The sequence below is a fragment of the Frankia sp. BMG5.23 genome (assembly GCF_000685765.2).
GTDB lineage: Bacteria > Actinomycetota > Actinomycetes > Frankiales > Frankiaceae > Frankia > Frankia casuarinae.
Genome location: NZ_JDWE01000002.1, coordinates 71,621 through 96,727, shown reverse-complemented (window position 1 = coordinate 96,727; position 25,107 = coordinate 71,621). Strand labels below are relative to the sequence as shown.

The following is a 25,107-nucleotide window of genomic DNA, read 5'->3' as shown; positions in this document are numbered from 1 at the left end:
CCGGGCCAGGGGCTCAGGCGGTGGCGAGGCTGATGACACCGTCCGCGCCGATGACGCTGCCGGTGAGAGTTCTGCCCAGCGCCCCGAGAAACGCGTCCACCTCGTTCGGCAGCCCGGCGGTGACCCGCAGCCAGCCGGTCAGACCGACATCGCGGACCAACACTCCCGCGTCCAACAGGCTCTGCCACACCGCCCGCTGATCGGCGAACCGGCCGAAGAACACGAAGTTGGCGTCGCTCGGAGCCAGCCGCAGACCGAGCGCCGGCAACTCCCGGACGATGCGGTCGCGCTGGGCCTTGACCGCCTCCACCGTGCCGAGCAGCTCGTCGGCGTGCGCGAGCGCCGTGCGCGCGACGGCCTGGGTGAAGCTCGACAGGTGGTAGGGCAGCCGCACCAGGTACAGCGAGTCCACCACGGCGGGGTGCGCGGCAAGATAGCCTACCCGGGCACCGGCCAGCGCGAACGCCTTGCTCATTGTCCGGGTGACGACGAGCCGCGGATGACGGGGCAGCAGCGTCAGCGTGCTGGGCACGCCGGCCCGGCGGAACTCGGCGTAGGCCTCGTCGACGACGACCATGCCGCTGCCGGTGGCCTCCACCGCCTCACAGGCGGCGGCGACGACCTCGGGCGGCAGGGCCGTGCCCGTCGGATTGTTCGGTGAGCAGAGGAAGACCAGGGCGGGTCGGTGCCGGGCGATCGCGTCGGTGACCACGGCCGGGGAGAGCGTGAAGTCCTCCGCTCGCTGCCCGGCCACCCACTCGGTGGCGGTGGCCAGCGCGATGAGGCGGTGCATCGAGTAGGACGGCTCGAACCCGAGCGCCACCCGACCGGGCCCGCCGAACGCCTGGAGGAGCTGCTGGAGGATCTCGTTGGAGCCGTTGGCGGCCCAGACCTGACTGGTGTGCACGCCGAAGCCGGCGTCCGGTGTCAGGTAGTAGGCGAGGTCGGCACGCAGCGCCTCGGCGTCCCGGTCGGGATAGCGGTTCGCCTCGGTGGCGGCGAGGGCCGCGGCCTTGCCGATGGCGTCGACCAGCCCGACCGACGGCGGGTGCGGGTTCTCGTTGGTGTTGAGCCGCACCGGCACGTCGAGCTGCGGAGCGCCGTAGGGCGAGAGCCCGCGCAGGCTGTCGCGCAGCGGCAGGCCGTCAGCGTCCCACGGGCGCCACGGCCGGTCCTCGGCACCGCTCCCGGCCGCCTTGAATATCATCGGAGTCGAACCTCCACCGCGTCGACGTGAGCTGTGAGGTCCTCCGCCCCGCCGAGCGCGGCGATACGCGGGGCGACGGCGGCGAGCCCCTCCCGCGTGCACTCGACCACCTGGACCTGACGTTGGAAGGCGGTGACCGCCAGACCGCTGGAATGCCGGGCGGTGCCGCCGGTGGGCAGGACGTGGTTGGACCCGGCCAGGTAGTCGCCGAGCGGGACGGGAGCGTAGTCGCCGACGAAGACCGCTCCGGCGTGGCGCACCCGGGCGGCGACCGCGGCGGCGTCCGCGGTGTGGATCTCCAGATGCTCGGCGGCCCAGCCGTCCGCCACCGCGAGACCCGCGTCGACGTCCGCGACGAGCGCGACCGCCCCCTGGCCGGCGAGCGACTCCGCCACCCGCTCCCGGTGGCGGGTGGCGGGCACCTGCTTGCCGAGCTCGACGTCGACCGCGTCGGCGAGTTCCACCGACGGGGTGATCAGCAGGCAGGCGGCCATCGGGTCGTGCTCGGCCTGGGCGATGAGGTCGGCTGCGACGAAGGCCGGATCCGCGGTGGCGTCGGCGAGGATCGCGACCTCGGTCGGGCCCGCCTCGGCGTCCACCCCGACGACCCCACGCAGCAGGCGCTTGGCCGCCGTGACGTAGACGTTGCCGGGCCCGGTGATCACATCGACCGGCGGGCAGCTCGTGGTCCCGTAGGCGGCCATCGCCACGGCCTGGGCTCCGCCGGCCGCGTAGACCTCCTCGACACCGAGCAGCGCGCAGGCGGCGAGGATCACCGGATGCGGCAGCCCGCCGTTGTCCTTCTGCGGCGGGGAGAAGACCGCGAGCGAGCCGACCCCGGCCTCCTGGGCGGGCACGACGTTCATCACGACGCTGCTGGGGTAGGCGACCCGCCCGCCCGGCACGTACAGGCCGACCCGCTCCACCGGCACCCAGCGCTGCGTCACCGTGGTGCCGGGCGCGACCTCGATCGCCACCGGCTCCCGCAGCTGCGCACGGTGCACCAGCCGAGTCCGGCGGATCGCCTCGGTCAGCGCGTCGCGCACGGCCGGATCCAGGACATCCGCGGCGGCGGCGAGAACCTGGGCGGGCACCCGCAGGCTCGGCGGGCGGACCCCGTCGAACCGCTCCGCGGCGGCGAGGACGGCCGCGTCGCCGCGGTCCCGCACGTCCGCACAGACCGGCCGGACCGCATCGACGGCGACGTCGACGTCGACGTCGGCCCGCGGCAGTAGCCGTCGGATCTCGGCTGCGGCAGGCACCGCGCCACGCAGATCAAGCCTTCTGAGCACGACAAGAGATTAGCTGGCCTCGGCGGGACCGGTAGAATCGTGTGTCCGCCGCAGGTGCGACGCTGGTTGCGTGTCCCCTCCACATACCCTGTCAGGACCGGATCACCCGGGCCGGGCGCCGGGTCCGGCCGAATCCGGCGAGTCGTTGGCGACCCTGCTGGCGGGCTACCGGGTGCATGCCCGGGCGCCTCGCGCGGCGGTGGCGGCGCTGACCGAGCAGCCACGCACCCTGCGCCAGCTGGTCCAGAGTTCGGGCCTGCCCCGACGGAGCGTGGAGGAGATCCTCGCCAGCCTCGGCGACGATCTGCGGACCGGCCCCGACGGGCGTCACGTGCTGCGCCCCGCGTCGATCGACCGCTACCGCGGCCTGATCCGCTATGACGAGCTGAGCGGACAGACTCCGCTCGATCCCCTCGCCGCCGTGATCACCCGCCACGGTCCGCTGGTCACGACCATGCATGATCTCATCGCTGCCGCGCCCCGACCGCGGGCCGACCTCGACCACGTACCCGCGACGGCGACGACCGTCGTGCGCCGGGCCGTCTGGCTGCGGACGCGTTACGACCTGCGCGGCGCGCATCTGCTGTGCATAGGTGATCATGATCTCACCTCGCTGGCGGCGGTCTCGTTGATCGACGGGCTCACCGTGACCGTCGTCGACATCGACGACGAGCTGCTCGCCTACCTGGACAGCTCGGCCCGGTCGTTGGACGTCCGGCTGCGGTGCCTCTACGCCGACCTGCGCTTCGGCCTGCCGCCGGCGGTGGTGGGCACAGCCGATCTGGCATTCACCGATCCGCCCTACACCCCGGAGGGCGTGGCGCTGTTCACCGGGCGCGGCGCGCAGGGTCTCGCGGACCGCGAACATGGTCGCGTCCTGCTGGCCTACGGGTTCAGCGACCGGGTACCGACGCTGGGTTGGAAGGTGCAGCGGGCACTGATCGATCAGGGCTTCGTGTTCGAGGCCATCTGGCCAGGCTTCCACGTCTACGAGGGCGCGGAGGCGGTGGGCGCCAGAGCCGACATGTACGTCTGCCAGCCGACCCCGGCCACCTGGAAGCAGCTGGACCGCTCGGCCACGGCGGCCACAACCGCGACGGCCGCCATCTACACCCGGGGCCGGCAGTCCACGCAGAGTCGGCCGACGCGCCTGACCGCCCCGGTCCTCGACGCGGTGGCCGCCTTCCTCGCCACCGGCCCGGCGGGTCGCGCCGTGTTCGTTGGCGAGCGGCGGGAGGTCGACGCGGTCCACGTGCGTCTCGCGACCGTGTTCGACCGGGGGCTGCCCGCGTTCGCCTCGACCGGCCCCGGCTCCTCGACCGGCCCCGGCGCCTCAACCGAGGACGGAACGGTCAGCGTGGCCACCGACCTGTCGGACGATCCGGGCCCCTGGCTGACCAGGCTCCTCCTGGCGGTCAACGCGGACCGGCTCGCCGTCGTCGTCTCCTCCGATCATCCCGATCTGGGCGTCCGCCGCCGGCGGGCCCAGGATGACCCGCTGCGGCAGCTGCGGGCGAAGTGGACCGCCACCCCCGCCCGGGACCTCGGGGACCTGCGGCTCGTGACGTTCACGGCCGTCGGCCCGGCGGCGCTCGCCCCCGCCGACCGGCTCGCCCGGTGGCTGCTGGACCGCCCGCATGGCAAGATCGGCAACGTCTGGCGGGACGGGCTCATCCGGATCGTCCGGGAGGATTCGGGGCGCACGCTCTCCCAGCGCGACGCCCGGGCCGCCGTGACCCGGGCCGCGCGCGATCCCGACCTGCTGGCCGCCCGACTGATCGATCTTCCCCGGCACGCCCTCGAGGGAATCCTCGCCGCGGTGTCGTCCGGCGACACGCTGCCGGCCGAGCCGGTGAGACCGGGCTGGATCCGGCAAAATGGGCAGACGCTGCGAAACGAGTAGATATTGACGGAATCGGAGCTGGCGACGGCGGAATCGCGGTGGCACCCGCGGGGCCGGCGGCCGGACGCGCCCGGCGCCGCCTACTGTCATGCTATGGCGACGCTTGCAGGCAACGGCTCCCGAGCACACGCATCAGACCTGCAGCGGTATCCCGATCCCGCCGGCGCCCGGGTACTGGTGGTCGAGGACGACGACGGCCTCGGTACCCAGCTCGTGCGCGGTCTGGACCGGGCCGGCTACACCGCCGACCGGGTGCGGACCGGGGAGGCCGCGCTCGCCCGGGTCGAGGGCGTGTCCCCGCCCGACCTCGTGCTCCTGGACCTGGGGCTGCCCGACATCGACGGCGCGGAGGTGTGCCGGCGCATCCGCGAGCGCGGGGACACCCCCGTGATCGTGGTGACGGCTCGGGGGGACGAGGCGGACCGGGTCGAGGCCTTGGACCTCGGTTCCGACGACTACCTGGTCAAACCATTCGGATTCGCCGAACTGCTGGCCCGGATACGGGCGGTGCGGCGGCGCGCCGCCCGGGCCACCGGTGAGAGCTCCGACGTGGTCCGGCACGGACCGCTCGTCCTCGACCGGCGCAGCCGGCGGATCTCCGTCGACGGCCGTCCGGTCCAGGTGACGGCGCGGGAGTACGATCTGCTGGCCTTCCTGGCCCGCGATCCCGGCCGGGTCCGGACCCGACGGGAGATCTTCACCGCTGTCTGGGGCGACTGGTTCGGCTCATCGAAGGTCCTCGACGTACACATCGGCGCGATCCGCCGCAAGCTCGGGATTCCCGAACTGATCGAAACGGTGTACGGGGTCGGCTTCCGCCTGGGCGGGCCGCCGACACCCGGCGCCGATCCGACCCCCGGTGACCGGAGCGCGCCACCCCTCGGCCGATGACCCGGCACATCCAATGACCCGGCGCATCCTGGCCGCCCAGCTCGCGCTCACGACGGCGCTGCTTGTCGGCCTGTGCGTCCCGATGGGGCTCGACGCCACCCGTCACGACCGGGCGCTGTTCGGCCTGCGGCTCACGGCCGCGATGCAGGCCTACTGCGCCGAGGTGAAGTGGCGGCGACTGTCCGCCGGCGCGGCCCCGCTGCCCGCCGCCGTACGCGACAGTACGGCCGTGCCACCGGACGAGCTCCGGCTGTTCGACCCGAACGGTACGCCCGTGGCCGACACCGGTGACGACATCCCGATCATGGGCTGGGATCTGGATCGGGCCCGCCGGGAGAACGTGGTCATCAACCCGAACGCGGCCAATCGACACCGGATGATCCTTGTTGCTCCGGTGTCCAACGCGCAGGGTCTGGTCGGCATCCTGGCCGTCGCGCGCAGCGATGCCGGGCTGCGCGCCTCGATCATCCACCGGTGGACGATGATCGCCCTCGCGGGCGTCCTGGTCACGCTGGCCGCATTGGGGATCTCGATACTGCTGGCCCGCTGGGTGGGCCGGCCGCTGCGCCGGCTCGAGCAGGCAGCGACCGAACTCGGTGCCGGTGATCTCACGATCCGGGCCAGAGCCGTCGGTGGCCCGCCCGAGGCACGCAAACTTGCCACGACGTTCGACGCGATGGCGGGACGGCTCCAGTTGCTGGTCGACAGCCAGCGCCGGTTCCTCGCCGACGTCTCCCACCAGATCCGCACCCCGCTGACGGCGATGCGCCTGCGCCTGGAGCTGCTGCAACAGGACGTGGACGCGGACACCACCGACGAGGTCGCGGGCACCCTGGTCGAGGTGCACCGGCTCTCCCGGATGGTCGACGGGCTGCTGGCGGTCTCCCGGGCCGAGCATGCGCCGATCCCGACCCAGCCGATCCCCCTCGCGGTCGTCGCCGAGGAACGATGCCTGATCTGGCGACCGGTCGCAGCCGCCGCCGGAGTGACGCTGACCTGCGACGTCGACGCGGACCAGGTCGTCCAGTGCACCCCGGGGCACCTGGAGCAGATCCTCGACAATCTCCTCAGCAACGCGCTGGAGGCCACCCCGTCCGGCGGCCGGGTCAGCGTCACGTCCGGGACGAACCCACCGGCCCAGCCACGCCCGGTGGGCGCCGGAGGCACCGCGGAGGCGGGCCTCGGGACGGGGAGCGCCGCGGACGAGTTGGACGAGATGAACGTCACCGGGCCGCAGAGCACCATGACGGCGGAAAGCATGACGGCGGAAAGCATGACGCGGCTCACGGTCGCCGACAGCGGACGCGGCATGAGCGCCGAGCAGCGGGCCGCCGCCTTCCGCCGGTTCAGCTCCAACCTCAGTGCCGACCAGCGAGAAGCCGACCAGCGAGGAGAGGTGCCCGGCCGGGCCGATCGGCGCGGGAACGGCCTCGGGCTCGCCATCGTGCATGCCCTGACGACCGCCGACGGCGGGACGGTCACTCTGGCCGAGGGTGACAACGGGGGTCTGTGCGTCGTCCTTGACCTGCCCCGGACACATCCAGACCGACGGCCGACGGCCGCCCGGCCGGCACCCGCGCAGAGATCCGTGGACGCGGCGGGCGGCACCCGCATCGCGGCCACGCCGGGTTCTGGGGGCACGGACGGCCCGGGCCCTCGGCGGACATCGGCCACCATCCACGAACTACTGGAAGTAGTGGATTACGTCACGACAGATTACGCCATGGCCGACGACAGGCCGTGACGACCGGACAACGGCTTCACCGGACTCCCGATTAACTAGATGATCTTTACTGGTTCTTTCCGAGCCGAGGAGCGGTCCGTAACCACAATGCGCCCCGGGCCAGTTATTTTCGAACTGAGCCACCAGGGATGGAGTTCCACTGATCATGGCAAAAAGTCCGGCACAGAAGATTCGTGAAGTCGCGACAACCGGCGTCGGCACGCTTCGCCGCGAAGGCGCAAAAAACGGCAAGGGATTGAAATCAGCCTATCTGGCCGATCCGATCCACAGCTATCTGACGGAGCACAGCTCACCTCCGGATCCGATCCTCGACGCGCTCTCCGCCGTGACGGCGACGCTCCCCGAGGCGGAGATGCAGGTACCGGCCGAGCAGGGGACGTTCCTGACCATCCTGACGGCCTCGATCGCCCCGCGCCGCGCGGTCGAGATCGGTACCTTCACCGGCTATTCCGCGCTGTGCATCGCACGGGGTCTGCCCCCCGGCGGCCGACTTCTCTGCCTGGACATCAGCGCGGAATGGACCTCGATCGCCCGCCAGTACTGGGCTCGGGCCGGTGTTTCCGATCACATCGACCTCGCCCTCGGACCGGCGGCGGACAGTCTCGGCATGCTCCCCGAAGAACCCACCTTCGACCTGGCGTTCATCGACGCGGACAAGACCTCGTATAGGAGGTATTACGAGCTTCTCTTTCCCCGGATGAACCCGAACGGGGTCATCATCGTCGATAATGTGCTGCAGTATGGGCACGTGGTGCGCTCCCACTCGGACAATCCTGCTGTCGTCGCCGTCAAACAGTTCAACGAGCTTCTCGCCGGCGACTCCCGGGTACAGGTTGTCATGCTGCCCATTGCGGACGGACTGACCATCGTCCGGAAACTGCCCTCGCCGCGGACACCCGTATAGGCTCCCCCGGCCGGGGGTCCGCGGTCGCCATGAGGAGACCGGCACCGGCCGGTGCCGGCCAGTGCCGGCGCGGTGTCACACCCCCGGCCGCGCTCCCGCCGAGGTCTGACCTCGGCAGGCGGCACCCGTGGGACGCAGGTGCCGTCGGGACAATCTTCTACGAAGAGTAGAAGGCAAGATGGTCGGGTGACCGTCACCTCGACAGGCGCGCTCCCATGCACCTGACCCAGTCGACCGACCTGGCGCTGCGGGCGCTTATGCTCACGGCCACCCGGGAGGATCGCCTCACCGTCCGCGACCTCTCGAAAGCCCTCGATGTTCCGCTCACCCACATGGCGAAGATCGTGCAACGCCTCCAGCGGCTCGACCTCGTGGTCACCGTGCGCGGGCGCACCGGCGGGGTACTGCTCGCCCCAGGCGCGACGCAGGTCACCGTCGGGCACATCGTCCGTGCCCTCGAGGGCACGGACGAGTTCGTCTCCTGCGACGGTCCCCCGTGCCCGCTGCGATGCGCCTGCCGACTGCGCCCCCTCCTGCGACGAGCCCAGGAGAACTTCCTGGTCACGCTCGACGAGGTGACCCTCGCCGAGCTCACCGACGAACCCGCCGGTGAACTCCTGCGCTCCCTCGCGCCACCGGTCCGCTGACACCCGGCCCCGCCCGCCACGAAACACCCTGGAACTATCCGGGGCTGGACGAGCAGACCCCCCCGTTCCGTCGGACCTGCGGGATAGAATCGCCTGGAACGCAGGCCGGTTACGGGAGGGATCCCCCCACAACGTCTCGGCGTCAGGCCGGCGCCTCGGACCCGAGGCCCGCCAGCACCGGCCCTTCCGCACATTCCCTCGGTTCGTTTTTCCCGCTACTGCTCCGCTTTATCGTGCTCCGCCCCGGCGAATACCCGAGGTCACCCTCGTCAGTTTCCGTAGGCGGCAATGAAGGGCGTGTCAGCCTTGATCTTGCCGAGTTTCGTGGCGCCACCCGGCTCGCCGAGCGGCGCGTCCCGACCGGGCAGGACGGCACTGAAGAACAGCGCCTCGCTTTCGATGAACTCCTTGTCCTTCGCGGGAACACGGTCGTCGCTGATGGCCGCGCCGACCGGGCAGGACACTGCGCAGGCGCCGCACTCCGTGCACTCATCCGGATTTATGTACATCTTACGGTCACCCTCGTAGATGCAATCGGCCGGGCACCCCTCCAGGCAGGAGCCGTCCTTGACATCGATACACGCGGCGGTGATGACAAATGGCATGAGAGCCCTCACTTCCGATCGACCATACCGGACCACATCCGGACGGCAGTCAATCTCATGGCTGGCCTCCGACTGCTTCTCGGCTGGTTTCGACCGAGACGGATGGCCGTGCGGCGAACCCGAATTAATGGTATAGGTTCGCGGGGCGCCGGCAGGTCGTGCACCGTGAACGGCATGTAAACAAATTATCCACGAGGCAGGCCTCATGGATATCCCCGAAATCCACTCGAAGGAAAATCTCAAAGATATTTTTATCAATAACATTATCTTGACCCGAATCACGCTTGAATACCCGCCAACATTTCCCGGAGGACGCCATCACGGTACCGACCCGGCACGAGGCAGCAGGGTAGCGGGGTAGCGGGCTAGCGGGCTAGCGGGGTAGCCCCCGGGAAAAATCCGGACGCCGGTACCCGCCGGCCGTACCCATCGGGCGTACCCACTGATCACACTCCGGGAAGGACGCTGATCATGCGACGTCACCGGCGTTCTCCAGACCCCGTCCGGGCGGGGATTCAAGATCCAGACGGAGGTTCGAGGGCCCGAGGGGCAGCCGCTCGTTGCAGGTGGGACGGAATTTCCATCCGGACGATCTCGCCGTAGGCGAGGAATCTCATGAGCACGAAGAACCAGTGCGCCGGCCACACCTGCAGTCGGACGGGGGGTTGGCCGGCAAGCATGATGACCATGCTGTCGCCGTCCACGCCGGACGCCCGCAGGTACGGGTAGCCGATATCGATCCAGCCGGTCGTGAGCGCCAGCGCGAGGCGCCAGTTTGTCAGAAAAAGATGCCCCTGGCAGACAGGGCGCCACTGGACCGCGGCGAGCGCCTCGGCGCGCCTGCGCTGGCTGCCGTTGTACAGGGCGCTGCCGAGCAGGGACGCACCGAGCAGAAGGGGACTACCGAAGGCGACGAACCACCCCTGGTTGTAGGTGACGTTCTGGCCGATGTACTGCCAGACGCGGACGGGTGCCTGGGCCAGCACGGCCTCACCCGCACCCAGCGCGATCTGCACGGGTTGTGCCCGCGGACGCCATCCGCGCGTGAGCGCCTCACCGAGTTCCGCACCGGCCAGCCAACTCTCCTCGTACGAGGTGCGCGGTCCCGGCCGCATCGGACGATGTCGGGGCAAGGTCACCAATCCCACGTCGCGCGATCGCTGTCAGCCTTGATTGTCCATCATTGCCGTTCATCAGCGGATTCCCAGCGGTCTACCTCGAGGAACAGGCAGAGATGATTCTTGATCCGTTGAGTGTGCCATGCTGATCGCCGCGATCTCGACCGGGCGCGAACAGGCCGGGTCACCTGGTGGAACGGGTGATTGTCACAGTTGTGCCACAGCCGCCGAGACGATGCCGATCGTCAACACCGTGCTGTAATGCCCCCATGGCGACATTCGGTGCGGTGCGGCGGCACCGGGAGCGGCACAGCACGAACCGTTCGGGCTGGCTGCGCGCGGCCGTCCTCGGCGCGAACGACGGCCTGGTCTCCACCTCCAGTCTCATCGTCGGCGTCGCCGCGAGCGGCGCCTCCACCGGCGCGGTCCTGACCGCCGGGATCGCGGGTCTGACCGCGGGGGCGATGTCGATGGCGGCCGGGGAGTATGTGTCGGTGAGCTCCCAGGCCGACGTGGAACGCGCGGACCGGGCCAAGGAGAGCGCGGAGCTGGCGGCCGACCCGGTGGCCGAGCTTGCCGAGCTGGTCGGCATCTACGAGCGGCGCGGCCTTCCGCGCGACCTCGCCACGCAGGTCGCCGTGACACTGACCGAGCGGGGTGCGCTGGAGGCGCACCTGCGCGACGAACTCGGCCAGAGTGAGGCCACCCGGGCGCGCCCGGTCCAGGCCGCCGTCGCGTCGGCGGGCAGCTTCACGGCCGGCGGGCTGGTGCCGTTCCTCGGGATGTCGGCCCCGGCGGGGGCGGGCCGCCTGATGCTCGTCGTCGTGGTTACGGTGATCGGTCTCGCCGTCGCGGGCATACTCGCCGCGCGGGCCGCCGGTATGGCGCTGCTGCGTCCGACCCTGCGCGTCGTGCTGGGCGGCGCCGCGGCCATGCTGGTCACCGCGCTGGTCGGTCTGATCACCGATGCGGCCGGCGGCTGACCGACCGCCGGGACATACCTTGCCCACCACCGATCCACCGCTGGTCCGCGGGCTCATACCGTTCCTCGGTGGACGCGGGGGCGAACCATGGACCGTCGGCACCGGCGCCGCCGGGTCTGGTAGGCGGCTACATCCGGTGTTCGACGATCACGTCGGCGATCATCGCCAGCGCGCCAGGGCTGCGCGGGCTGCGCACCACCACGAGGGCGAACAGGGCGTCGAGCACCGACAGGTGCACGATCCGGCTGGTCATCGCCTCGATGCGATACGCCGTCTCCCGACTGCCCACCACCACCGCGTGCCGCACCAGCTCGGTCAACGGTGACCGGGCAAAGCTCGTGATCGCGGCGGTATGCGCCCCGGCGTCCACGGCCGCCCGCATCGCCGCCAGTGTCTCCGCCGTCGAGCCGGTGTGGCTGACCGCAACGCACAGATCACCCGCCGCCAGCATCCGGGCGGTGACGTGCTGCACATGCGCATCCCCGGCGAACCGCGCATCGACCCCGACCGTGGTCAGCCGGTAGGCGGCATCCATCGCCAGCGGCGCCGACGTCCCCACCGCCACGAACAACGTCCGCGGCGCGGCGACGACCAGGTCGGCGATCGCCGCCAGCACGCCACCGTCGATCCCCCGCGCCGCCTCGGTCAGCGCACTCGCCGCCCCGCCGAGCACCTTCCCGGCAATCTCATCCGGGCCGTCGGCCGCGGACACCTCGTCCACCAGCTGCCGCTCCACCGGCAGCGTCTCCCGGATCAGCGCCAGCTTGAGTTCCTGATAGCCCCGAAGCCCCAGGCTCTGGCAGAACCGCACCACCGTCGCCGGCGAGCTTCCCGACACCTGCGCCAGCTCGCTCACCGACTGGTGGATCATCGCAACCGGGTCCGCGAGGACCTGCCGCGCCACCCGCTGCTCCGCCGACGACAACGACGCCGACAAAGCCCGAATGCGCTCCAACACGGCGGGCGCGGCAGCGTCGCCCTCGACCCTCACAGTCACGTCACTAGTCACGACACGTCACGCTAAGCGCGTAGGCGCAACGGTCAGATACCCAAAGGTAAACCAAGAATGAATCTTCTACAGTAGAAGAGATCATGAAAATCCGTTTCAGTCAACCCGGTCGCTCCCGGCCAGGATGAGGGGCCCCGAGCTCGTCCGACCCTCAGCGCATGATCCCAGTATGGCCGAGGGAGTAGCGACCGGGTTGCGGCCAGACCGCGAGACCGTGCGGCTCACGGCCGACGGGGATCCGAGCCAGCAGCCGGCCGGCCTTCGGCTCCGAACCTCCGGGCCCGCCGGTGTCGAACACGTACACGACGTTGCTGCGGCGGCCGGACAGCCACAGCCGCGAGCCGTTGGCATCGACGTTGCCCATGTCCGGGGTTCCCCCACCGGGGATCGGCCAGGTGGCCACGACGGTCCGGGTGGCGAAGGAGATGACCGAGACCGAGCCCTGGTCGCCGGAGTGCGGGAACGGCGGTTTCATGGAGTCCATGTGGCCACCCCGGTTGGCGACGTACAGGAATCGGCCGTCGCGGCTCGGGTACAGGCCGTGGGTCTCCGGCCCGGTCCGGACGAAACCGACCCTGGTGAAGCGATCCCCGTCAACGAGGTGGACACCGTCGGCGTTCATGTCCGCCACGTACCAGATCCGGCCGGCCGGATCGATCTTGATGTCCTGTGGAGCGGCGTCCCGGCCGAGGTCCAGATATCCGATGACCCGCTGACGCGGGATGTCGATCTTGACGAGTCGTCCGGCGAACTCGCAGGTGGCGATCGCATAGGAGCCGTCGACGGAGAAGTCGACGTGGTTGACGCCCGCGCAGGCCGTGCCCACGTCCAGGCTGTGCCGTAGGGCGAACGTGTGCGGATCACGGAAGTCGATGTGGTGGTTCGCCTCGGCGATGACCATCGCGTTGGCCCCGTCGGGGGTGAAGTACAGGTTGTACGGGTCCGCGACCGGTACCGCGGGCCCGGCGGGCCGACCGGTCCGCGGATCGATCGGTGACAGGCTGTTGCCGCGGTTGTTGTTCACCCACAGGGTCCGCAGGTCCCAGGAGGGGACCACATGCTGAGGCTCGCGGCCGGCGGCGTAGGTGTCCACGACCCGCAGCGTGCGCTGGTCGATGACCGTGACGGTGCCGTCGCGCAGGTTCGGGACGTACACGAGAGGCGGATCGTCGCGGACCACCGGGCTCAGCATCCCGGCACGCGCGTGCGCGTACACGTCCACGACGCCGCCATCGCCACGGGGCAGGGCAGAGTCGGCTCCCCGGCCCGGCGCGGGAACGGAACCCGGCGGGCGGGCGGCACCGGCCCCCGTAGCCTGGTCGCTCCTGACCCGGATCAGCCACACCACCAGCAGTGCGACCACCAGGGCCGCCAACCCGGCCAACATGATCAGACCACGCCGCCGGGACCTGGTCCCCGGCTGGCGGCGCTGCGCTGTCGACCCCTCCGGCATGCGGCCAGAGTAGAAGGCCTGAGCGGGCGAAGCCACGATCGACGGCGCGGCCGTCCAGCTCGACCCACCAGGACTCCGCGGTACGCGGCACGCTCACACTCATCTGGCGGTGGGGGTACGCAGTGCGGGCAGGTCCCGGAGCTGGCGACGGGACGTGATGCCGAGCTTGCGGAAGATATTGCGCAGGTGGGCGTCGACGGTGCGGGGGCTGATGAACAGCCGTGCCGCGACCTCCTTTGACGTGGCGCCGTCCGCGACCAGGCGGGCGATGTGGGTCTCCTGCGCGGTGAGGTCGTCGGTGTTGCCCGACGTGCGGCCGCGCACGTCGGCGCCGGCCGCACGCAGCTCGGCGGCGGCGCGGTCGGTGAAGGCCGCCATGCCGATGTCGGCGAACCGGTCGTAGGCGGTACGAAGCTGCCGGCGGGCGTCGCGTCGCCTGCCCTGGCGGCGCAGCCACTCGCCGTAGAGCAGGTGCGCCCTGGCCAGATACGGGGCGAGCGGGCTCTTCTCGAGGTGACCTATGGCCGCGGCGAAGTCGTCCTCGTCGCCGGTGACGAGTGCGCGGGTGTAGGCGCCGACGCCCAGCGCCCACGGTGTGCCGCTGCCCTCGGTGCGTTCGGTGAGCGATACCGAACCCGACCGGGCCACCTCGTGCTCGCCGCAGCGGACCGCGGCCTCGACCAGTTCCGGCAGGGCGATCGCGGCGACGAACAGGTCGCCGTGCTGGGTGGCCGCCTCGGCGGCGGCAAGTGCCGCCGGGTAGTCGGTGAGGCCGTTACTCAGGACGGCCGTGGCCCAGTCGGCGTTGGCGATCGTCTGCCCGGTGCCGCTCGCGGTCGCCTCGGCGGTGAAACTGTCGATCACCGCCCGCGCCTGTGCCTCCCGGCCACGCAAGGCGGCGAGGTGCAGCTGCGGATACGCCAGCGGCTCCACCCCGACCGCGTCCGCCACCGCCTCCTCCTCGGCGATCGCCGACGTGGCGGCGGCGAAGTCACCGGTGTGCACCGCGCCGGCCGCCGCCATGCCAAGACCGAGGCGGAGCGTGAGCGGCGACCCCGACTCTCGGGCGGAGGCCAGCACCCAGTCGGTGATCACGCCGTGTGCCTCGGCGTCCCAGAGCTCCACGGCGAGCATCCCGGCGAGCGCCGGTCGCCGTGTCCACTGTGGACGGGAGGCGAGGATCTCGCGGACCGGCCGCGCCGCCGCGTGGTGTCCTTCCGTCGCCAGCCGCAGCAGCGCGTCCAGGAGGTCCGGCGGGCCCGATGCCGGCGGCGCCGAGCGCGCTGCCTCGACGACCATGTCCATGACCCCGCTGGCCCGGCCGACGACCAGGGCCATCTCGACGGCGTCGAGAAAGCAGTCCCGCGACCACCGTGGGTCGGTCGCGGCGAGGCGCTGGGCCGCGCGCAGCATGAACGCCGGACCGTCGCCGTCGCGCCGGCGCACGAACGTGATCCGCCCGCGCATCAGCTCCACCCTGGCCAGCGCGACGGGGTCGGTCCCGTCCACCGTGACCGCGGTGAGCAGGCCGTCCGCCGCGTCGAGTGCACCGGAGTCGAGGTGGGCCTGCGCGGCCGCGAGTGTGCGTTCGGTGCGGCGCGCGGGGTCACGGGATAGGGCAGCGGCCCGCGCGAGGAACGCCGCGGCAGCCGCCACTCCCCCACGTGCCGCGGCACGGGTGGCGCAACGGTTCAGTTCCGCGGCGGTGTCCTCGTCGGGGCCGGCACCGGCCTGCGCGCGATGCCAGGCCCGCCGGTCGGGGTCCCGTTCCGGGTCCGTGACCTCGGTGAGCGCCTGGTGCGCGGCGTGGCGGTCCTCGACGGCGGCGGCCTGGTAGACCGCGGACCTGGCGAGCGGGTGGCAGAACCGCACGCGCGGGCCGAGCTCGACCAGCCCGGACGCCTCGGCGTGCGCGCCGGCCGCCGGGCCGACACCGAGTCGTTCGGCGGCGGCCCACAGCAGGCCGGGGTCACCGGTCGGGTCGGCGCTAGCCACGGTCAGCAGCAATCGCACGTCCTCGGGCAGGGGCACGAGACGATCCTGGAAACTGCGTTCGACCCTGCTGGGCACCGAGGACGCGTCGGGCAGGGCAAAGCCGCCGGCGCCGGGCAGTTCGAGTAGCGCGAGCGGGTTGCCCCTGGCCTCGGCGAGCACGCGGTCCCGCACGGTCTCGTCCAGCGTGGCGCGGGTGTCCACCAGCAGCCGGCGGGCGTCGTCGTCGGCCAGCCCGGTCACCTCGACGCTCGGTAGCTCGTCGAGTCCGTGCCGTGCGGCTAGCACCATCGCCACCGGTTCGGCCGAGATGCGCCGCGCGAGGAACGTCAGTATCCGTGTCGATGCGTCGTCGAGCCAGTGGGCCTCGTCGACGAGGCACAGCACCGGTTCCGACCCCGCCGCGGTGACCAGCAGTTCCAGGGCCGCCATGCCGATGCGGAACATCTCTGGTGTGCCGTCGGCGAGGCCGAACGCTGCCTCCAGTGCCGCGCGGTGCGGCGGGGGTAGTGCCGCGAGGTCGCCCAGGGCCGGGACGCACAGCTGGTGCAGCGCGGCGAACGGGAGCTCGGTCTCAAACTGGGATCCGGTCGCCTCGATGACCCGCATCCCCTGCGCCGAGCGCCGCAGGTGGTCGAGCAGAGCGCTCTTGCCGATGCCGGCCTCGCCGCGGAGCACCAGCACCCCGCCCTCGCCGTTCTTGGCGCCCGCGACCAGCACCTCGAGCCTGCGGCGTTCCTCGCCCCTGCCGACGAACGTCCGGACCGGTGTCCCCACAACGGGAACAGTATGCGCGCCGATGTAGGTGGTTTTCACCGACGCGGGCGGTGCCGGACCAGTGCGAGCCTCGTGTCGAGCCACTACCCGACTCGACGGAGGGAGTCCCGGTGTCCATGACCACGGGCCACCTGTGCGAGTCCCCGACGCGCGCCGCTCGGGCGACCGTGCTCGCGGCGGCATCGAGGTCTCCGGCGTCGCCGGAGCCTTCACCTGGACCGGGATCGCGGCCCTCGCGGGCGCGATCGCCGCGGCACTGCTGATCCGTTCACCCCATCTAGGAAAGGACGACACCCGATGATCTACCACACGGTCCGCATGACCCTTCGCCCCGACGCCCCGGCGGACAAGGTGGAAGAAGCGGTCGAGAGCTTGCGCAACCAAGGTCGTGTCATCCCGTCGGTGACCTCGTTCGTGGTCGGCCGCGACGTCGGCGGCGAGTTCGCGTGGGGCGCGACCTATGTCATCGAGGACCTCGACGGATACTGGGAGTACCTCAAGCACCCCGCCCACCGGCATACCGACGAGATCGGGCTCCCGTTGGTCGACACGTTCGTGTCGTTCGACGTCACCGACCACAAGGACCCGGAGATCGCCGAGAAGATCGCCGCCCTGCACAAGCGTCGCTACGAGGAGGACCCCGCCCTCGCGAAGCTGGTATCCGGTCTTGCCTCCTACACCGGCAGCAGCGCTCCCGGCACGCACGCCTACTGACCGCTCCGACGAATCGAGACACCGTGGCCCGCCGAGCCCCTGACGTCCAACACCGAACCTATGGATGGTTCTCCCTTGTTCAGCTGGGATGTCAGTAACTGCCCACGTCGAGCAGTGCACCAAGCAGTTCCTCGGGCGTCTCGACCTGCGGCAGGTGGCCGGACCGGGGCAGCAGCGTGAACGTCGACAGTGGGATCGCGGCGGCATAGGCCCTGCCGTATTCCGGGTCAACGATGCCGTCACTTTCGCCCCACAGAACGTGGGCTGGGATGTCGAGACCACCCAGCCGCTCGGCCAGCGTCGGGTCCGACATGACCGGGCCCGTGTACCCGACCAGCGCTCGCACATCCGGGCTCGGCCCGGCATCGCCGGTACCCGGCGAAGCAGGCATCTTGCTCGGGTCATGGAAGGAGAACGACCGGATCTCAGTAGGCGAGAGACCGCGGACATCGAGCATCGGATGGCCGTCGACGTCAATACCAATACCGTCGATGATCACCACGCCGCTGACCCGGGGGCTCTGCTGCAAGGCGATCTCGGCAGCGAGCCACCCACCGAAGGAGTTGCCGACGACGGTCACATCCGTGAGGTCGAGTTGCTCGATCATCGCTACATATATCCGGGCGAGCTCGATGACTCCCGTCAGCGCTTCGGCCTTCGGCGTACCGCCGAAGCCGGGGTGAGTGGGCAGCAGTACCCGGGAGTGGGTGCGCTCGGCGAGCAGATCGGCGAAGCCGGTCATGGTGACCGTGCCACCTCCACCGTGCAGGAGCAGAAACGGCCGGGTGCGGTCGCGGTCCTGGACGGTGATCTCGACCGCTCCCGCGGAGCCGACCTGGAGCGTGTGGGTGTGGGTGTGGGTGGGCCGGAGGGAGCCGGCCATGATCGGAGTACTCATGATTCCTCTCTTATTGACAGGAATATAAGTAACCTTATATCAGCTTCATGATACAAGCAACCTTACTCGACGCGCTAGGCTCAGGCCGTGAGATACCGCACCGCGGACGTCGCCTTGTCCGTCAAACGCCTGCAGTACCGCCATCACCGCGCGCTGAGCCGCGCGCTGGCACCATTGGGACTCTCACTCGCGCAGTGGGACACCCTGCGTCACCTGCACCGGCACCCGGACGCATCGCTGCACGACCTCGCAGTGCTGACGTTCCAAACCGACCAGTCCTTCGGCTCCCTGGCGGCCCGGATGGCCGCCCGCGGGCTGATCGAGCGGGTTCCGGGGCCGGGCCGTGCCGTGCGACACCGGCTCACCGAGGAGGGCGCGCGGCTGCGCGCGGCCGGCCAGGACGCCGTGGACGCCGTCTTCGATTCCTCGTTCCGCGCCCTGTCGGCCGACCAACTCGACCAGCTGGGCGCGCTCCTGGACGCGGCCCTCGGGCCCGACCCGACCGCGTAGTGGAAGGCCGGCCCAAGCCCTCTGGTGCCGCGCCGCCTGCCCGGCATGATCACGCGAGGCGCACATGGTCAGCCCGCGGCGAGCAGGTCGACGGCCGGTCGAGTCGGGACCGCCCGCTGCCGCTCCGCGGCGAGGAACGGCCCTTCGCCGCTCGGGTCCATCACGCCGGACTCGGCCCAGCTGAAGCGGCCCGCGAGCACCTCCTGCGCCGCCGTGTAGTTGCGGGCGTCGTCGTTGCGCCACAGCGCCGCGAAGGACGCCTCGACCCGGCGTCGCGCCTGCCGGCAGAACAGGTCGGCCAGGTCGGTCGCGGTCGGCTCGCCCTCCTCGTCGAGCATCCGGGCCCGCACGACCGCCGCGCTGATGGCGAACAGTTCGGCGCCGATGTCGACGAGACGCCCGAGGAACGCCTGCTTCTTCTCCAGCCCGCCCTGCCAGCGAGCCATCCCGTAGAAGGTCGACCGGGCGAGCTTGCGCGCCGAGCGCTCCACGAAGCGCAGGTGCGTGCTGAGCCGGCCGAATTCGAGGAACGAGCGCGGCGACGTCCCACTGCCGACGGCGAGGCCGGGCAGCCAGCGGCCGTAGAAGGCAGCCGCCCGTCCGGCGCTGCGGGCCTTCGCCGCGACCGGCGCGTCCGGGGAAATGATGTCGCCGGCCACCGCGAGGTGGGTGTCCACGGCCTCCCGCGCGATGAGCAACCGCATGATCTCGGTGGAGCCTTCGAAGATCCGATTGATGCGCAGATCGCGTAGCATCTGCTCGGCCGGTACCGGTCGTTCCCCCCGGTTGGCCAGGGACTGGGCGGTCTCGTACCCGCGGCCGCCGCGGATCTGGACCAGCTCATCGGCGATCAGCCAGGCCATCTCGCTGGCATACAGCTTGGCCAGGGCAGCCTCGATCCGGATGTCCCCGCGTCCCTCGTCGGCCATCAGGCCGGACAGCTCCAGCATCGCCTCCAGCCCGAACGTGGTGGCGGCCGTGAACGCGATCTTCTGGGCGATGGCGTCGTGCTGGCCGATGGGCCGGCCCCACTGGACGCGGTCCCGCGACCATTCCCGGGCGATGCGCAGCGCGTACTTGGCGCCGCCCACGCAGGTCGCCGGCAGGGCGAGGCGGCCGGTGTTCAGCGTCGTCAGGGCAATCTTGAGCCCATCGCCTTCCCGCCCGAGGCGGTCCGCGGCCGGGACCCGGACCCGCTCGAAGCTGGTCACCCCGTTCTCGATGCCGCGCAGACCCATGAACTCGTTGCGGTGCTCCACCTTCACGCCGGGTGCGTGGGCGTCGACGATGAAACACGTGATGCCACCGCGATGACCGGCCGAGCGCGGGACGACCGCCATGACCACCAGCCGATCGGCGATCACACCGTTGGTGGTCCACAGCTTGCGGCCGCTCAGCTCGTAGGCGGCGCCGCCCTCGACCGGCACCGCCTGGCTGCTCATCCGGGCCGGGTCGCTGCCCACATCGGGCTCGGTCAGCAGGAACGCGCTGATCTCCTCGCGGGCCACCTTCGGCAGATACGTCCGCTTCTGCTCCTCGGTACCGAACCCCAGGACCGGCTCGGCCACGCCGATCGACTGGTGCGCCGAGAGCAGCGTGGGCAGGCTCGAATGCCACGAGCTGGACAGTTCAAGCGCCCTGTTGTAGTACACGGTGGTCAACCCGAGTCCGCCGTACTCCTCGGGGATCTTCATGCCGAGGGCGCCTATCCGCCGCAGCCCGTCGATCACCTGCTCGGGCAGCCGCCCGTCCCGCTCGATCTGCAACGGGTCCACCGTTTCCCGCAGGAACGACTCGAGCTGGGCCAGGAACGCCTCCCCCCGCCGCCGGTCGCCCTCCTTCGGCCGCGGGTGCGGGGAGATCAGATCGAGCCGGAGATGACCGAGGAAAAGCTCCTTGCCAAACGAGGGAAGCCGCCACTCGGCCTCCCGGGCCGCCTCGGCGACCCTGCGCGCTTCCCGTTCTCCCACCTGCGCCATGTCTCGCCTCCCCGTCCGTGAGCGGCATCCCGTCCGTCAGCGGTATGCAGTCCGTCAGCGGTATGCAGTCCCTGCCTACCCGTACTCCTACCCGCACCGCGCCCATCCGCACGAGCTGGGTGAGCCCCACCGAGCGGTGTAGATCGGGGCTGCTGGACCCCCATCCCCAACACGATCATCAGCCACCCAACGCTGAGCGGGTACGCGCGGATGATCCTGATCTGGCTTCTCTCCCACACACCCGAGTACTTGGCCACCGTCAACGCGGACGCTGTCGAGCGCGAGTTCCGGGGCTGGGGTCGGCGGGTCGTTGCCGCCGCTCTCAAGGAGCTTGAATCCTCCGGGCATCTCGTTCGGAGACGGGTTCCGGGTCCGGGTGGTCGGGTGATCTGGGCTCCGTTGGCGGTCCGGGCCATGCCAGAGAGTGGTGATGCGAACACGACAGCGGAACTACCGGTTTCGGATGGTCCGTCAGCGGAACGTCCGTATGTGGATAACCCCAACCACAGGGCAGAAACCACCCCGCCCGACCCGATCGAGGCCAGCACCGCGGAGGACGACCCGCCGGATCCCCGCCCCTCGCTGCCCTCTCCCGACCCCAGCGCGGCCAGCTCCACCACAGGCAGCAAGGCAGGCGGGGAGTCAGCTCCCGCCGTACCCGCCGGTGCCGACCTGGTCCAGACGCTGATCGACCTGGTCCGTGCGGTGACCGGGCAGACGATCGACCGGGACCTTGCCGGCAAGGGGGTGGCGATGGTCCTGCGGGCGAAGGACGGCACACCGCGGCCTGTGTCGGATCCGGTGGCCTACCTGCGGACAGCGGTCGAGACGGCGCCCACACGGTTCCTGGAGACGTTCGTCCCGCCGCGTGCGGGCAGCGCCCACAGCCGGCCGCGGCGCGGCTTCGACCCGAACGCGACGATCCACGAGCCGCGTGGCATGACCGGCCTGGACATCGACCCTGCTACGGGGTGGCCGGTCGACATGAACCCGGGTGGACGCCCGCTGCGCCGGAAGGAGACCGCCCGCGCCTTCGAGGCTGAGCAGGCCCGGGTCACAGCGTCCGGTCCGGCCGGTGACCCGTCGAAGCTGGTGTGCCTCACCCACCCGACGGCCACGTTCCACCCGGACGGGACGTGCCCGGAATGCCGCCCAGCAGCCACGCACACCGCCGAACCGGGATGGACGGCGTGGATGTCTGCGCCCACGCCCCGTACGGCCAGCACGGGCCTGCCTGCGTGGTGTGGCTCCTGCGGTGGGGACGCCGGTCACTCCCCGGCCGTCATGCAGGCCAACCCGTCGTACCGGACGGACACCGGCCGGCCCCGCGGCACCCCTTGCCCCCGGTGCCACCCGGATGGGATCCGCGCCAGCGCATGAACGGGCATCGGACACCCCTCGGGCCGGTCACTGGCGCTGGCGTGGTCGGCGTGCGCCGGCCCGGCGCGGGTCACCAGCGACCGGTCCGTGTAGGCGCCGGCGAGCTGACCCCGGCGCAGCATCCATGCTCCGCCGTCACGTTCCCACCAGGACGGCACGAGCAGATGCCGCGGGGTGTCGGCGATCTGCTCGTGCCAGCGGGAGCCGGGATGCGTCACCTGGCCGGCCAGGGCGCGGGCATGAGCCCGCCACTGTTCCGGCGCCATCAGGACAGGATCTCCGCGGCGACCCGGTGGAGGGCGGGGCAGAGCCCGACCTCGTCCCGGTAGTGGGTGAAGTCGGAGAGGATGTCGGCGGCGTTGACGAGGATCGCGTACCGGCCGGACGGGCTCGACAACACGTCCGCGAACGTGGTGTAGATCCGGGAGGCAACGTCAGGGACGGCCAGGGCGGTGCAGTACAACCGGGCCGCGCCGTAGCCGGCGACGTTGGTGCCCCAGTGCTCCCAGTCCAGGATCATCAGGTTCGGGACGGTGACGTTGCCCCAGTGCAGGTCGAGATGTTCGGTGCTGCCCCACCCTGGCACGGCATCGGCCGGTGCAGGACGACCGAACACGGCGTGCAGCAGGTTGGTGTACCGGTCGATCCGGTTTCCCCAGATCTCCCGCCCGGTCGGCTGCCGGGAGAGCGCGTCCAACGATGCACGCAGGTCCGCCAGCCACGCCGAGGACAGGTCGAGCGGCCGCCCCAGGTACTGATCCCCGGGTGTGGCGGGCGGGTCCGGCACGTAGGTCATCAGCTCGGCGCAGACCGGCACCGGCACAGGGTCGGGGTGGGTCCATTCGGCGCTGTCGAGCAGCGTCGGTTTACAGATCCCGGTCAGGGGCCCGGCGTCGCGGGTACCGTGCCACGGCTCCACGTCCATGGCGTCTTCGAGGAACGGGGCGACCCGCAGCCACGCCGTCTCTCCGCGGTGGGTGACCGGCCCGCCGATGACGTTCCCGGACGCGCTGAGGGCCGGCGCGCCCTGCGGCTGCACCCCGAGCTGTGCAGCGCCGTCACGCCAGACCGACCCCATCCAGGCGTCGTCGACCCGGACCGGCACCCACCTCATCGCCTGCTCACTTCCCCTTCGGCTGGCAGTTCGACCCCTTGTTACCGGTATCGGACGGGGTGCAGGACGGGGCGCACGACGACGCCGGGGCGCACTTCGGGTTCGGTTTGCACGCCATCGGCACTCCGACATGCCGGCGGGCCTGGTCGAGCGCCTCGACCTGGGCGCCGAACGCCTCCCCGGCCAGGATCGCGCCGAGCCCGGTCCGCCGGACGTTGCCGCGACCGCATGGCGGGTGAACACACACGGAGACACCGTGCCATCCGGCAGAACCGCGGCAGTGCCGTGCCCGCAGCCCCCGCACGTGTCGGCCACGTCGACGCCGGCCGGCGCGGCACGACCGAATCCGCGGGCCTGGTCGCGGCCGGTGTCGGTGACCCCGAGGGCGACCAGGTCGGCGTGTGCGGCGTCGATGTCCGCACCCGCACCGGTGTCGATCAGGCCGACACGCAGCGGTACCGAGCGGCGGACCGCTTCGGCGATGTTCGCGCGGGTCCGGGCATGCGAGCCCGGCCGGCCCGTGACCGTCTCATGGCCGGCTGGGTCGGCCGCGTAGTGTAGCTGGTCGCCAGCCGCACCCCGGGCAGGGTGAAGACCTTCCACAGGGCGGCCGTGACGTGCAGCAGGTTCGTGTAGATCTCCACCTGTAGTCCGGCGGCCAGCGCATGGCCGACCAGGCCGGCCAGGCCGGGGTGCAGCGTCGGTTCCCCTCCGATCAGCTGCACCATCCCCACACCGAGCTCGGCCGCGGCGTCGATCACCGCACGCCAGTCGGCCGCACTCATCGTCCCGTGGTCCCCGAGCGGCGACGAGTCCGCGTAGCAGTGGCCGCATGCGAGCTGGCACCGGCCGGTGATCTCCAGCCATAAGAACGTCGGGGCCTCAGCAACAACAGTCATGATCGTGCTCCCTCGCGTTGAGGTTTACCTCCGGGCGGCTACCCGGCGGCGCGATCAGAGGTCGTCGTACTCGCCGCGTTTCACCGCGGCGACGAGATCGGCCCACGCCTGCGGCGTGATCCTTATCGGGGGGCCGAGGGACGAGCGGATCAGGACCCGGTGCTCCCCGCGGGCTACCTCGACCACGTCGACCGCGTTCCGGTTCATCCGTGACGGGCGGCGCCACGGCGATGTCACGTCGGCCGGGGCCAAGCTGGACGGCTGCACGGGACGGGTCCTCTCATGGTGGGGCCCGCCTGCCGCGGCGGAGCGGGTCGGCGCCGGGGCAGACGGGGAACGTGGGGCCTCCCACCCGCAGGCCGGAATCCGGGACGCCTGTATCCGACAGGCGCCCCACCTCGGGTGGAAGGGCCGTGCGGGAGGAGACCGCCAGGTTTGTGGACGACGAGGCGGCCCCTCGTCTCAGGGGCCGGGCAGTCCGGCGGGGATCGCCGGCCGGGACGGCACCGACACCCAGCGCAGAATGTCCGGGTGTCGCGCGGCGTAGTCGTCGGCCGCGTCCAGCGAGGGGAAGCCGAGGACAGTCCCTACCGGGTCGTCGTCGTGGTCGAGGACGACCACCGTCCACAGCCGGTCGCCCTCGGGGTCGACTGGTGCCCGGCGAGCCTCAGCGACCCTGACCCCACGGACGACCCGGGTTCGCAGCGGCCCGTCCGGGTCAGCCACCGCAGCATCCCACACGGCCTGCGGTGTCCGGGTGGGGAGGGGCGGGAGGGGGCCGCCGCTCGCGTCTGCGGCTGGCCCTCCTCCCGCCCCGGCCACGGGGCCCTGCCCGGCCAGGGAACGCCCCGCGGCGGTGAGGGGCAGGCCAAGGCGGACCCGGTGGCAGGCGGAGGGCATCCGGCCGGCGGACCCGCCTGGCGCCCGCATGGGGGAAGTCACGATGCGCTCCTCTGCTGGTCCGGGAAGGTGGCCGGCGCGTGTCCCTCCGCGCACGACCCATCACACAGCGCGTGACACCTCGATGGGAGGGTGAGATCTTCTGTCCCATGGGTGGGAAAAAATGTCTCACCCATGGCGCACCGACG

General features: G+C 71.1%; 24 protein-coding genes. 10 read left to right on the top strand and 14 right to left on the bottom strand.

All coding sequences use genetic code 11. The annotated features are described in order from the left end of the window. Window positions 1–13: 13 nt before the first annotated feature. Window positions 14–1,207, bottom strand: coding sequence for a histidinol-phosphate transaminase (locus BMG523DRAFT_RS01510; protein WP_011437411.1), 1,194 nt, complete (start codon window positions 1,205–1,207; stop codon window positions 14–16). Further along, entirely contained in the window at window positions 1,204–2,499 is a 1,296-nt protein-coding gene (gene hisD, locus BMG523DRAFT_RS01505) for a histidinol dehydrogenase (protein WP_011437412.1), read from the bottom strand. The genes BMG523DRAFT_RS01510 and hisD overlap by 4 nt, the downstream gene beginning before the upstream one ends. Window positions 2,500–2,569: 70 nt before the next feature. Here hisD and BMG523DRAFT_RS01500 point away from each other — a divergent pair, with 70 nt between their 5' ends. From BMG523DRAFT_RS01500 to BMG523DRAFT_RS01480, 5 genes are all read left to right on the top strand, one after another. Continuing rightward, window positions 2,570–4,402 carry a bis-aminopropyl spermidine synthase family protein gene (locus BMG523DRAFT_RS01500; RefSeq protein ID WP_011437413.1) on the top strand — a complete coding sequence of 611 codons (1,833 nt, stop codon included), beginning with the start codon at window positions 2,570–2,572 and terminating at the stop codon, window positions 4,400–4,402. Between the two features lie 93 nt (window positions 4,403–4,495). Beyond that, window positions 4,496–5,293: a response regulator transcription factor gene (locus tag BMG523DRAFT_RS01495; protein ID WP_011437414.1), complete on the top strand. Its 798-nt coding sequence runs from the start codon at window positions 4,496–4,498 to the stop codon at window positions 5,291–5,293. A 13-nt stretch (window positions 5,294–5,306) separates the two neighbouring features. Next, the gene (locus BMG523DRAFT_RS01490; protein WP_011437415.1) at window positions 5,307–7,037 is read left to right on the top strand and encodes a HAMP domain-containing sensor histidine kinase; all 1,731 of its coding nucleotides are present in this window, start codon (window positions 5,307–5,309) and stop codon (window positions 7,035–7,037) included. Between the two features lie 145 nt (window positions 7,038–7,182). After that, the gene (locus tag BMG523DRAFT_RS01485) at window positions 7,183–7,941 is read left to right on the top strand and encodes an O-methyltransferase (RefSeq protein ID WP_011437416.1); all 759 of its coding nucleotides are present in this window, start codon (window positions 7,183–7,185) and stop codon (window positions 7,939–7,941) included. 215 nt (window positions 7,942–8,156) lie between these two features. Beyond that, a complete protein-coding gene (locus BMG523DRAFT_RS01480) occupies window positions 8,157–8,588 on the top strand; it encodes an Rrf2 family transcriptional regulator (RefSeq protein ID WP_011437417.1) in 432 nt (143 codons plus the stop codon). A 269-nt stretch (window positions 8,589–8,857) separates the two neighbouring features. On the opposite strand, the gene BMG523DRAFT_RS01475 is transcribed toward BMG523DRAFT_RS01480, so the two are convergent. Both BMG523DRAFT_RS01475 and BMG523DRAFT_RS01470 read right to left on the bottom strand, forming a co-directional pair. Continuing rightward, complete coding sequence (locus BMG523DRAFT_RS01475; RefSeq protein ID WP_011437418.1) at window positions 8,858–9,193, bottom strand: ferredoxin family protein; 336 nt, start codon at window positions 9,191–9,193, stop codon at window positions 8,858–8,860. Window positions 9,194–9,708: 515 nt separating this feature from the next. Beyond that, window positions 9,709–10,332, bottom strand: a complete 624-nt coding sequence (locus BMG523DRAFT_RS01470; RefSeq protein ID WP_235186995.1) for a hypothetical protein — start codon at window positions 10,330–10,332, stop codon at window positions 9,709–9,711. Window positions 10,333–10,580: 248 nt separating this feature from the next. Here BMG523DRAFT_RS01470 and BMG523DRAFT_RS01465 point away from each other — a divergent pair, with 248 nt between their 5' ends. Beyond that, window positions 10,581–11,294 carry a VIT family protein gene (locus tag BMG523DRAFT_RS01465; RefSeq protein WP_023840787.1) on the top strand — a complete coding sequence of 238 codons (714 nt, stop codon included), beginning with the start codon at window positions 10,581–10,583 and terminating at the stop codon, window positions 11,292–11,294. Between the two features lie 127 nt (window positions 11,295–11,421). Here BMG523DRAFT_RS01465 and BMG523DRAFT_RS01460 read toward each other — a convergent pair whose 3' ends face one another. The 3 genes from BMG523DRAFT_RS01460 to BMG523DRAFT_RS01450 all read right to left on the bottom strand — a co-directional run bounded on the left by BMG523DRAFT_RS01460 (window position 11,422) and on the right by BMG523DRAFT_RS01450 (window position 16,708). Further along, complete coding sequence (locus BMG523DRAFT_RS01460; RefSeq protein ID WP_235462801.1) at window positions 11,422–12,291, bottom strand: MurR/RpiR family transcriptional regulator; 870 nt, start codon at window positions 12,289–12,291, stop codon at window positions 11,422–11,424. A gap of 163 nt (window positions 12,292–12,454) precedes the next feature. Continuing rightward, complete coding sequence (locus BMG523DRAFT_RS01455) at window positions 12,455–13,756, bottom strand: YncE family protein (RefSeq protein ID WP_011437422.1); 1,302 nt, start codon at window positions 13,754–13,756, stop codon at window positions 12,455–12,457. A gap of 99 nt (window positions 13,757–13,855) precedes the next feature. Then, window positions 13,856–16,708 (bottom strand): LuxR family transcriptional regulator, encoded by a 2,853-nt coding sequence (locus BMG523DRAFT_RS01450; RefSeq protein ID WP_083494706.1) that lies wholly within the window; start codon window positions 16,706–16,708, stop codon window positions 13,856–13,858. Between BMG523DRAFT_RS01450 and BMG523DRAFT_RS25580 the strand changes: the two genes are divergently transcribed. Together BMG523DRAFT_RS25580 and BMG523DRAFT_RS01445 are read left to right on the top strand one after the other, a co-directional pair. Next, a complete protein-coding gene (locus BMG523DRAFT_RS25580) occupies window positions 16,659–16,826 on the top strand; it encodes a hypothetical protein (RefSeq protein WP_162238922.1) in 168 nt (55 codons plus the stop codon). The genes BMG523DRAFT_RS01450 and BMG523DRAFT_RS25580 overlap by 50 nt on opposite strands. After that, entirely contained in the window at window positions 16,823–17,239 is a 417-nt protein-coding gene (locus BMG523DRAFT_RS01445; protein WP_011437424.1) for a Dabb family protein, read from the top strand. Before BMG523DRAFT_RS25580 ends, BMG523DRAFT_RS01445 begins: the two co-directional genes overlap by 4 nt. Window positions 17,240–17,330: 91 nt before the next feature. On the opposite strand, the gene BMG523DRAFT_RS01440 is transcribed toward BMG523DRAFT_RS01445, so the two are convergent. Then, the gene (locus tag BMG523DRAFT_RS01440; RefSeq protein ID WP_043590166.1) at window positions 17,331–18,137 is read right to left on the bottom strand and encodes an alpha/beta fold hydrolase; all 807 of its coding nucleotides are present in this window, start codon (window positions 18,135–18,137) and stop codon (window positions 17,331–17,333) included. A gap of 87 nt (window positions 18,138–18,224) precedes the next feature. Here BMG523DRAFT_RS01440 and BMG523DRAFT_RS01435 point away from each other — a divergent pair, with 87 nt between their 5' ends. After that, entirely contained in the window at window positions 18,225–18,647 is a 423-nt protein-coding gene (locus BMG523DRAFT_RS01435) for a MarR family winged helix-turn-helix transcriptional regulator (protein ID WP_011437426.1), read from the top strand. A 68-nt stretch (window positions 18,648–18,715) separates the two neighbouring features. On the opposite strand, the gene BMG523DRAFT_RS01430 is transcribed toward BMG523DRAFT_RS01435, so the two are convergent. Further along, window positions 18,716–20,626 carry an acyl-CoA dehydrogenase family protein gene (locus tag BMG523DRAFT_RS01430; RefSeq protein ID WP_011437427.1) on the bottom strand — a complete coding sequence of 637 codons (1,911 nt, stop codon included), beginning with the start codon at window positions 20,624–20,626 and terminating at the stop codon, window positions 18,716–18,718. Window positions 20,627–20,836: 210 nt separating this feature from the next. Here BMG523DRAFT_RS01430 and BMG523DRAFT_RS24075 point away from each other — a divergent pair, with 210 nt between their 5' ends. Beyond that, window positions 20,837–22,006: a hypothetical protein gene (locus BMG523DRAFT_RS24075; RefSeq protein ID WP_043590165.1), complete on the top strand. Its 1,170-nt coding sequence runs from the start codon at window positions 20,837–20,839 to the stop codon at window positions 22,004–22,006. A 265-nt stretch (window positions 22,007–22,271) separates the two neighbouring features. On the opposite strand, the gene BMG523DRAFT_RS01420 is transcribed toward BMG523DRAFT_RS24075, so the two are convergent. The 5 genes from BMG523DRAFT_RS01420 to BMG523DRAFT_RS24070 form a co-directional block, all read right to left on the bottom strand. After that, complete coding sequence (locus BMG523DRAFT_RS01420; protein WP_011437430.1) at window positions 22,272–23,120, bottom strand: hypothetical protein; 849 nt, start codon at window positions 23,118–23,120, stop codon at window positions 22,272–22,274. Between the two features lie 7 nt (window positions 23,121–23,127). Then, window positions 23,128–23,367 carry a hypothetical protein gene (locus BMG523DRAFT_RS25790; protein ID WP_198030986.1) on the bottom strand — a complete coding sequence of 80 codons (240 nt, stop codon included), beginning with the start codon at window positions 23,365–23,367 and terminating at the stop codon, window positions 23,128–23,130. A gap of 190 nt (window positions 23,368–23,557) precedes the next feature. After that, entirely contained in the window at window positions 23,558–24,019 is a 462-nt protein-coding gene (locus tag BMG523DRAFT_RS01415; protein ID WP_011437432.1) for a radical SAM protein, read from the bottom strand. A gap of 54 nt (window positions 24,020–24,073) precedes the next feature. After that, a complete protein-coding gene (locus BMG523DRAFT_RS01410) occupies window positions 24,074–24,286 on the bottom strand; it encodes a DUF397 domain-containing protein (protein WP_011437433.1) in 213 nt (70 codons plus the stop codon). Window positions 24,287–24,481: 195 nt separating this feature from the next. Continuing rightward, window positions 24,482–24,961: a hypothetical protein gene (locus BMG523DRAFT_RS24070; RefSeq protein WP_023841280.1), complete on the bottom strand. Its 480-nt coding sequence runs from the start codon at window positions 24,959–24,961 to the stop codon at window positions 24,482–24,484. Window positions 24,962–25,107: the final 146 nt, after the last annotated feature.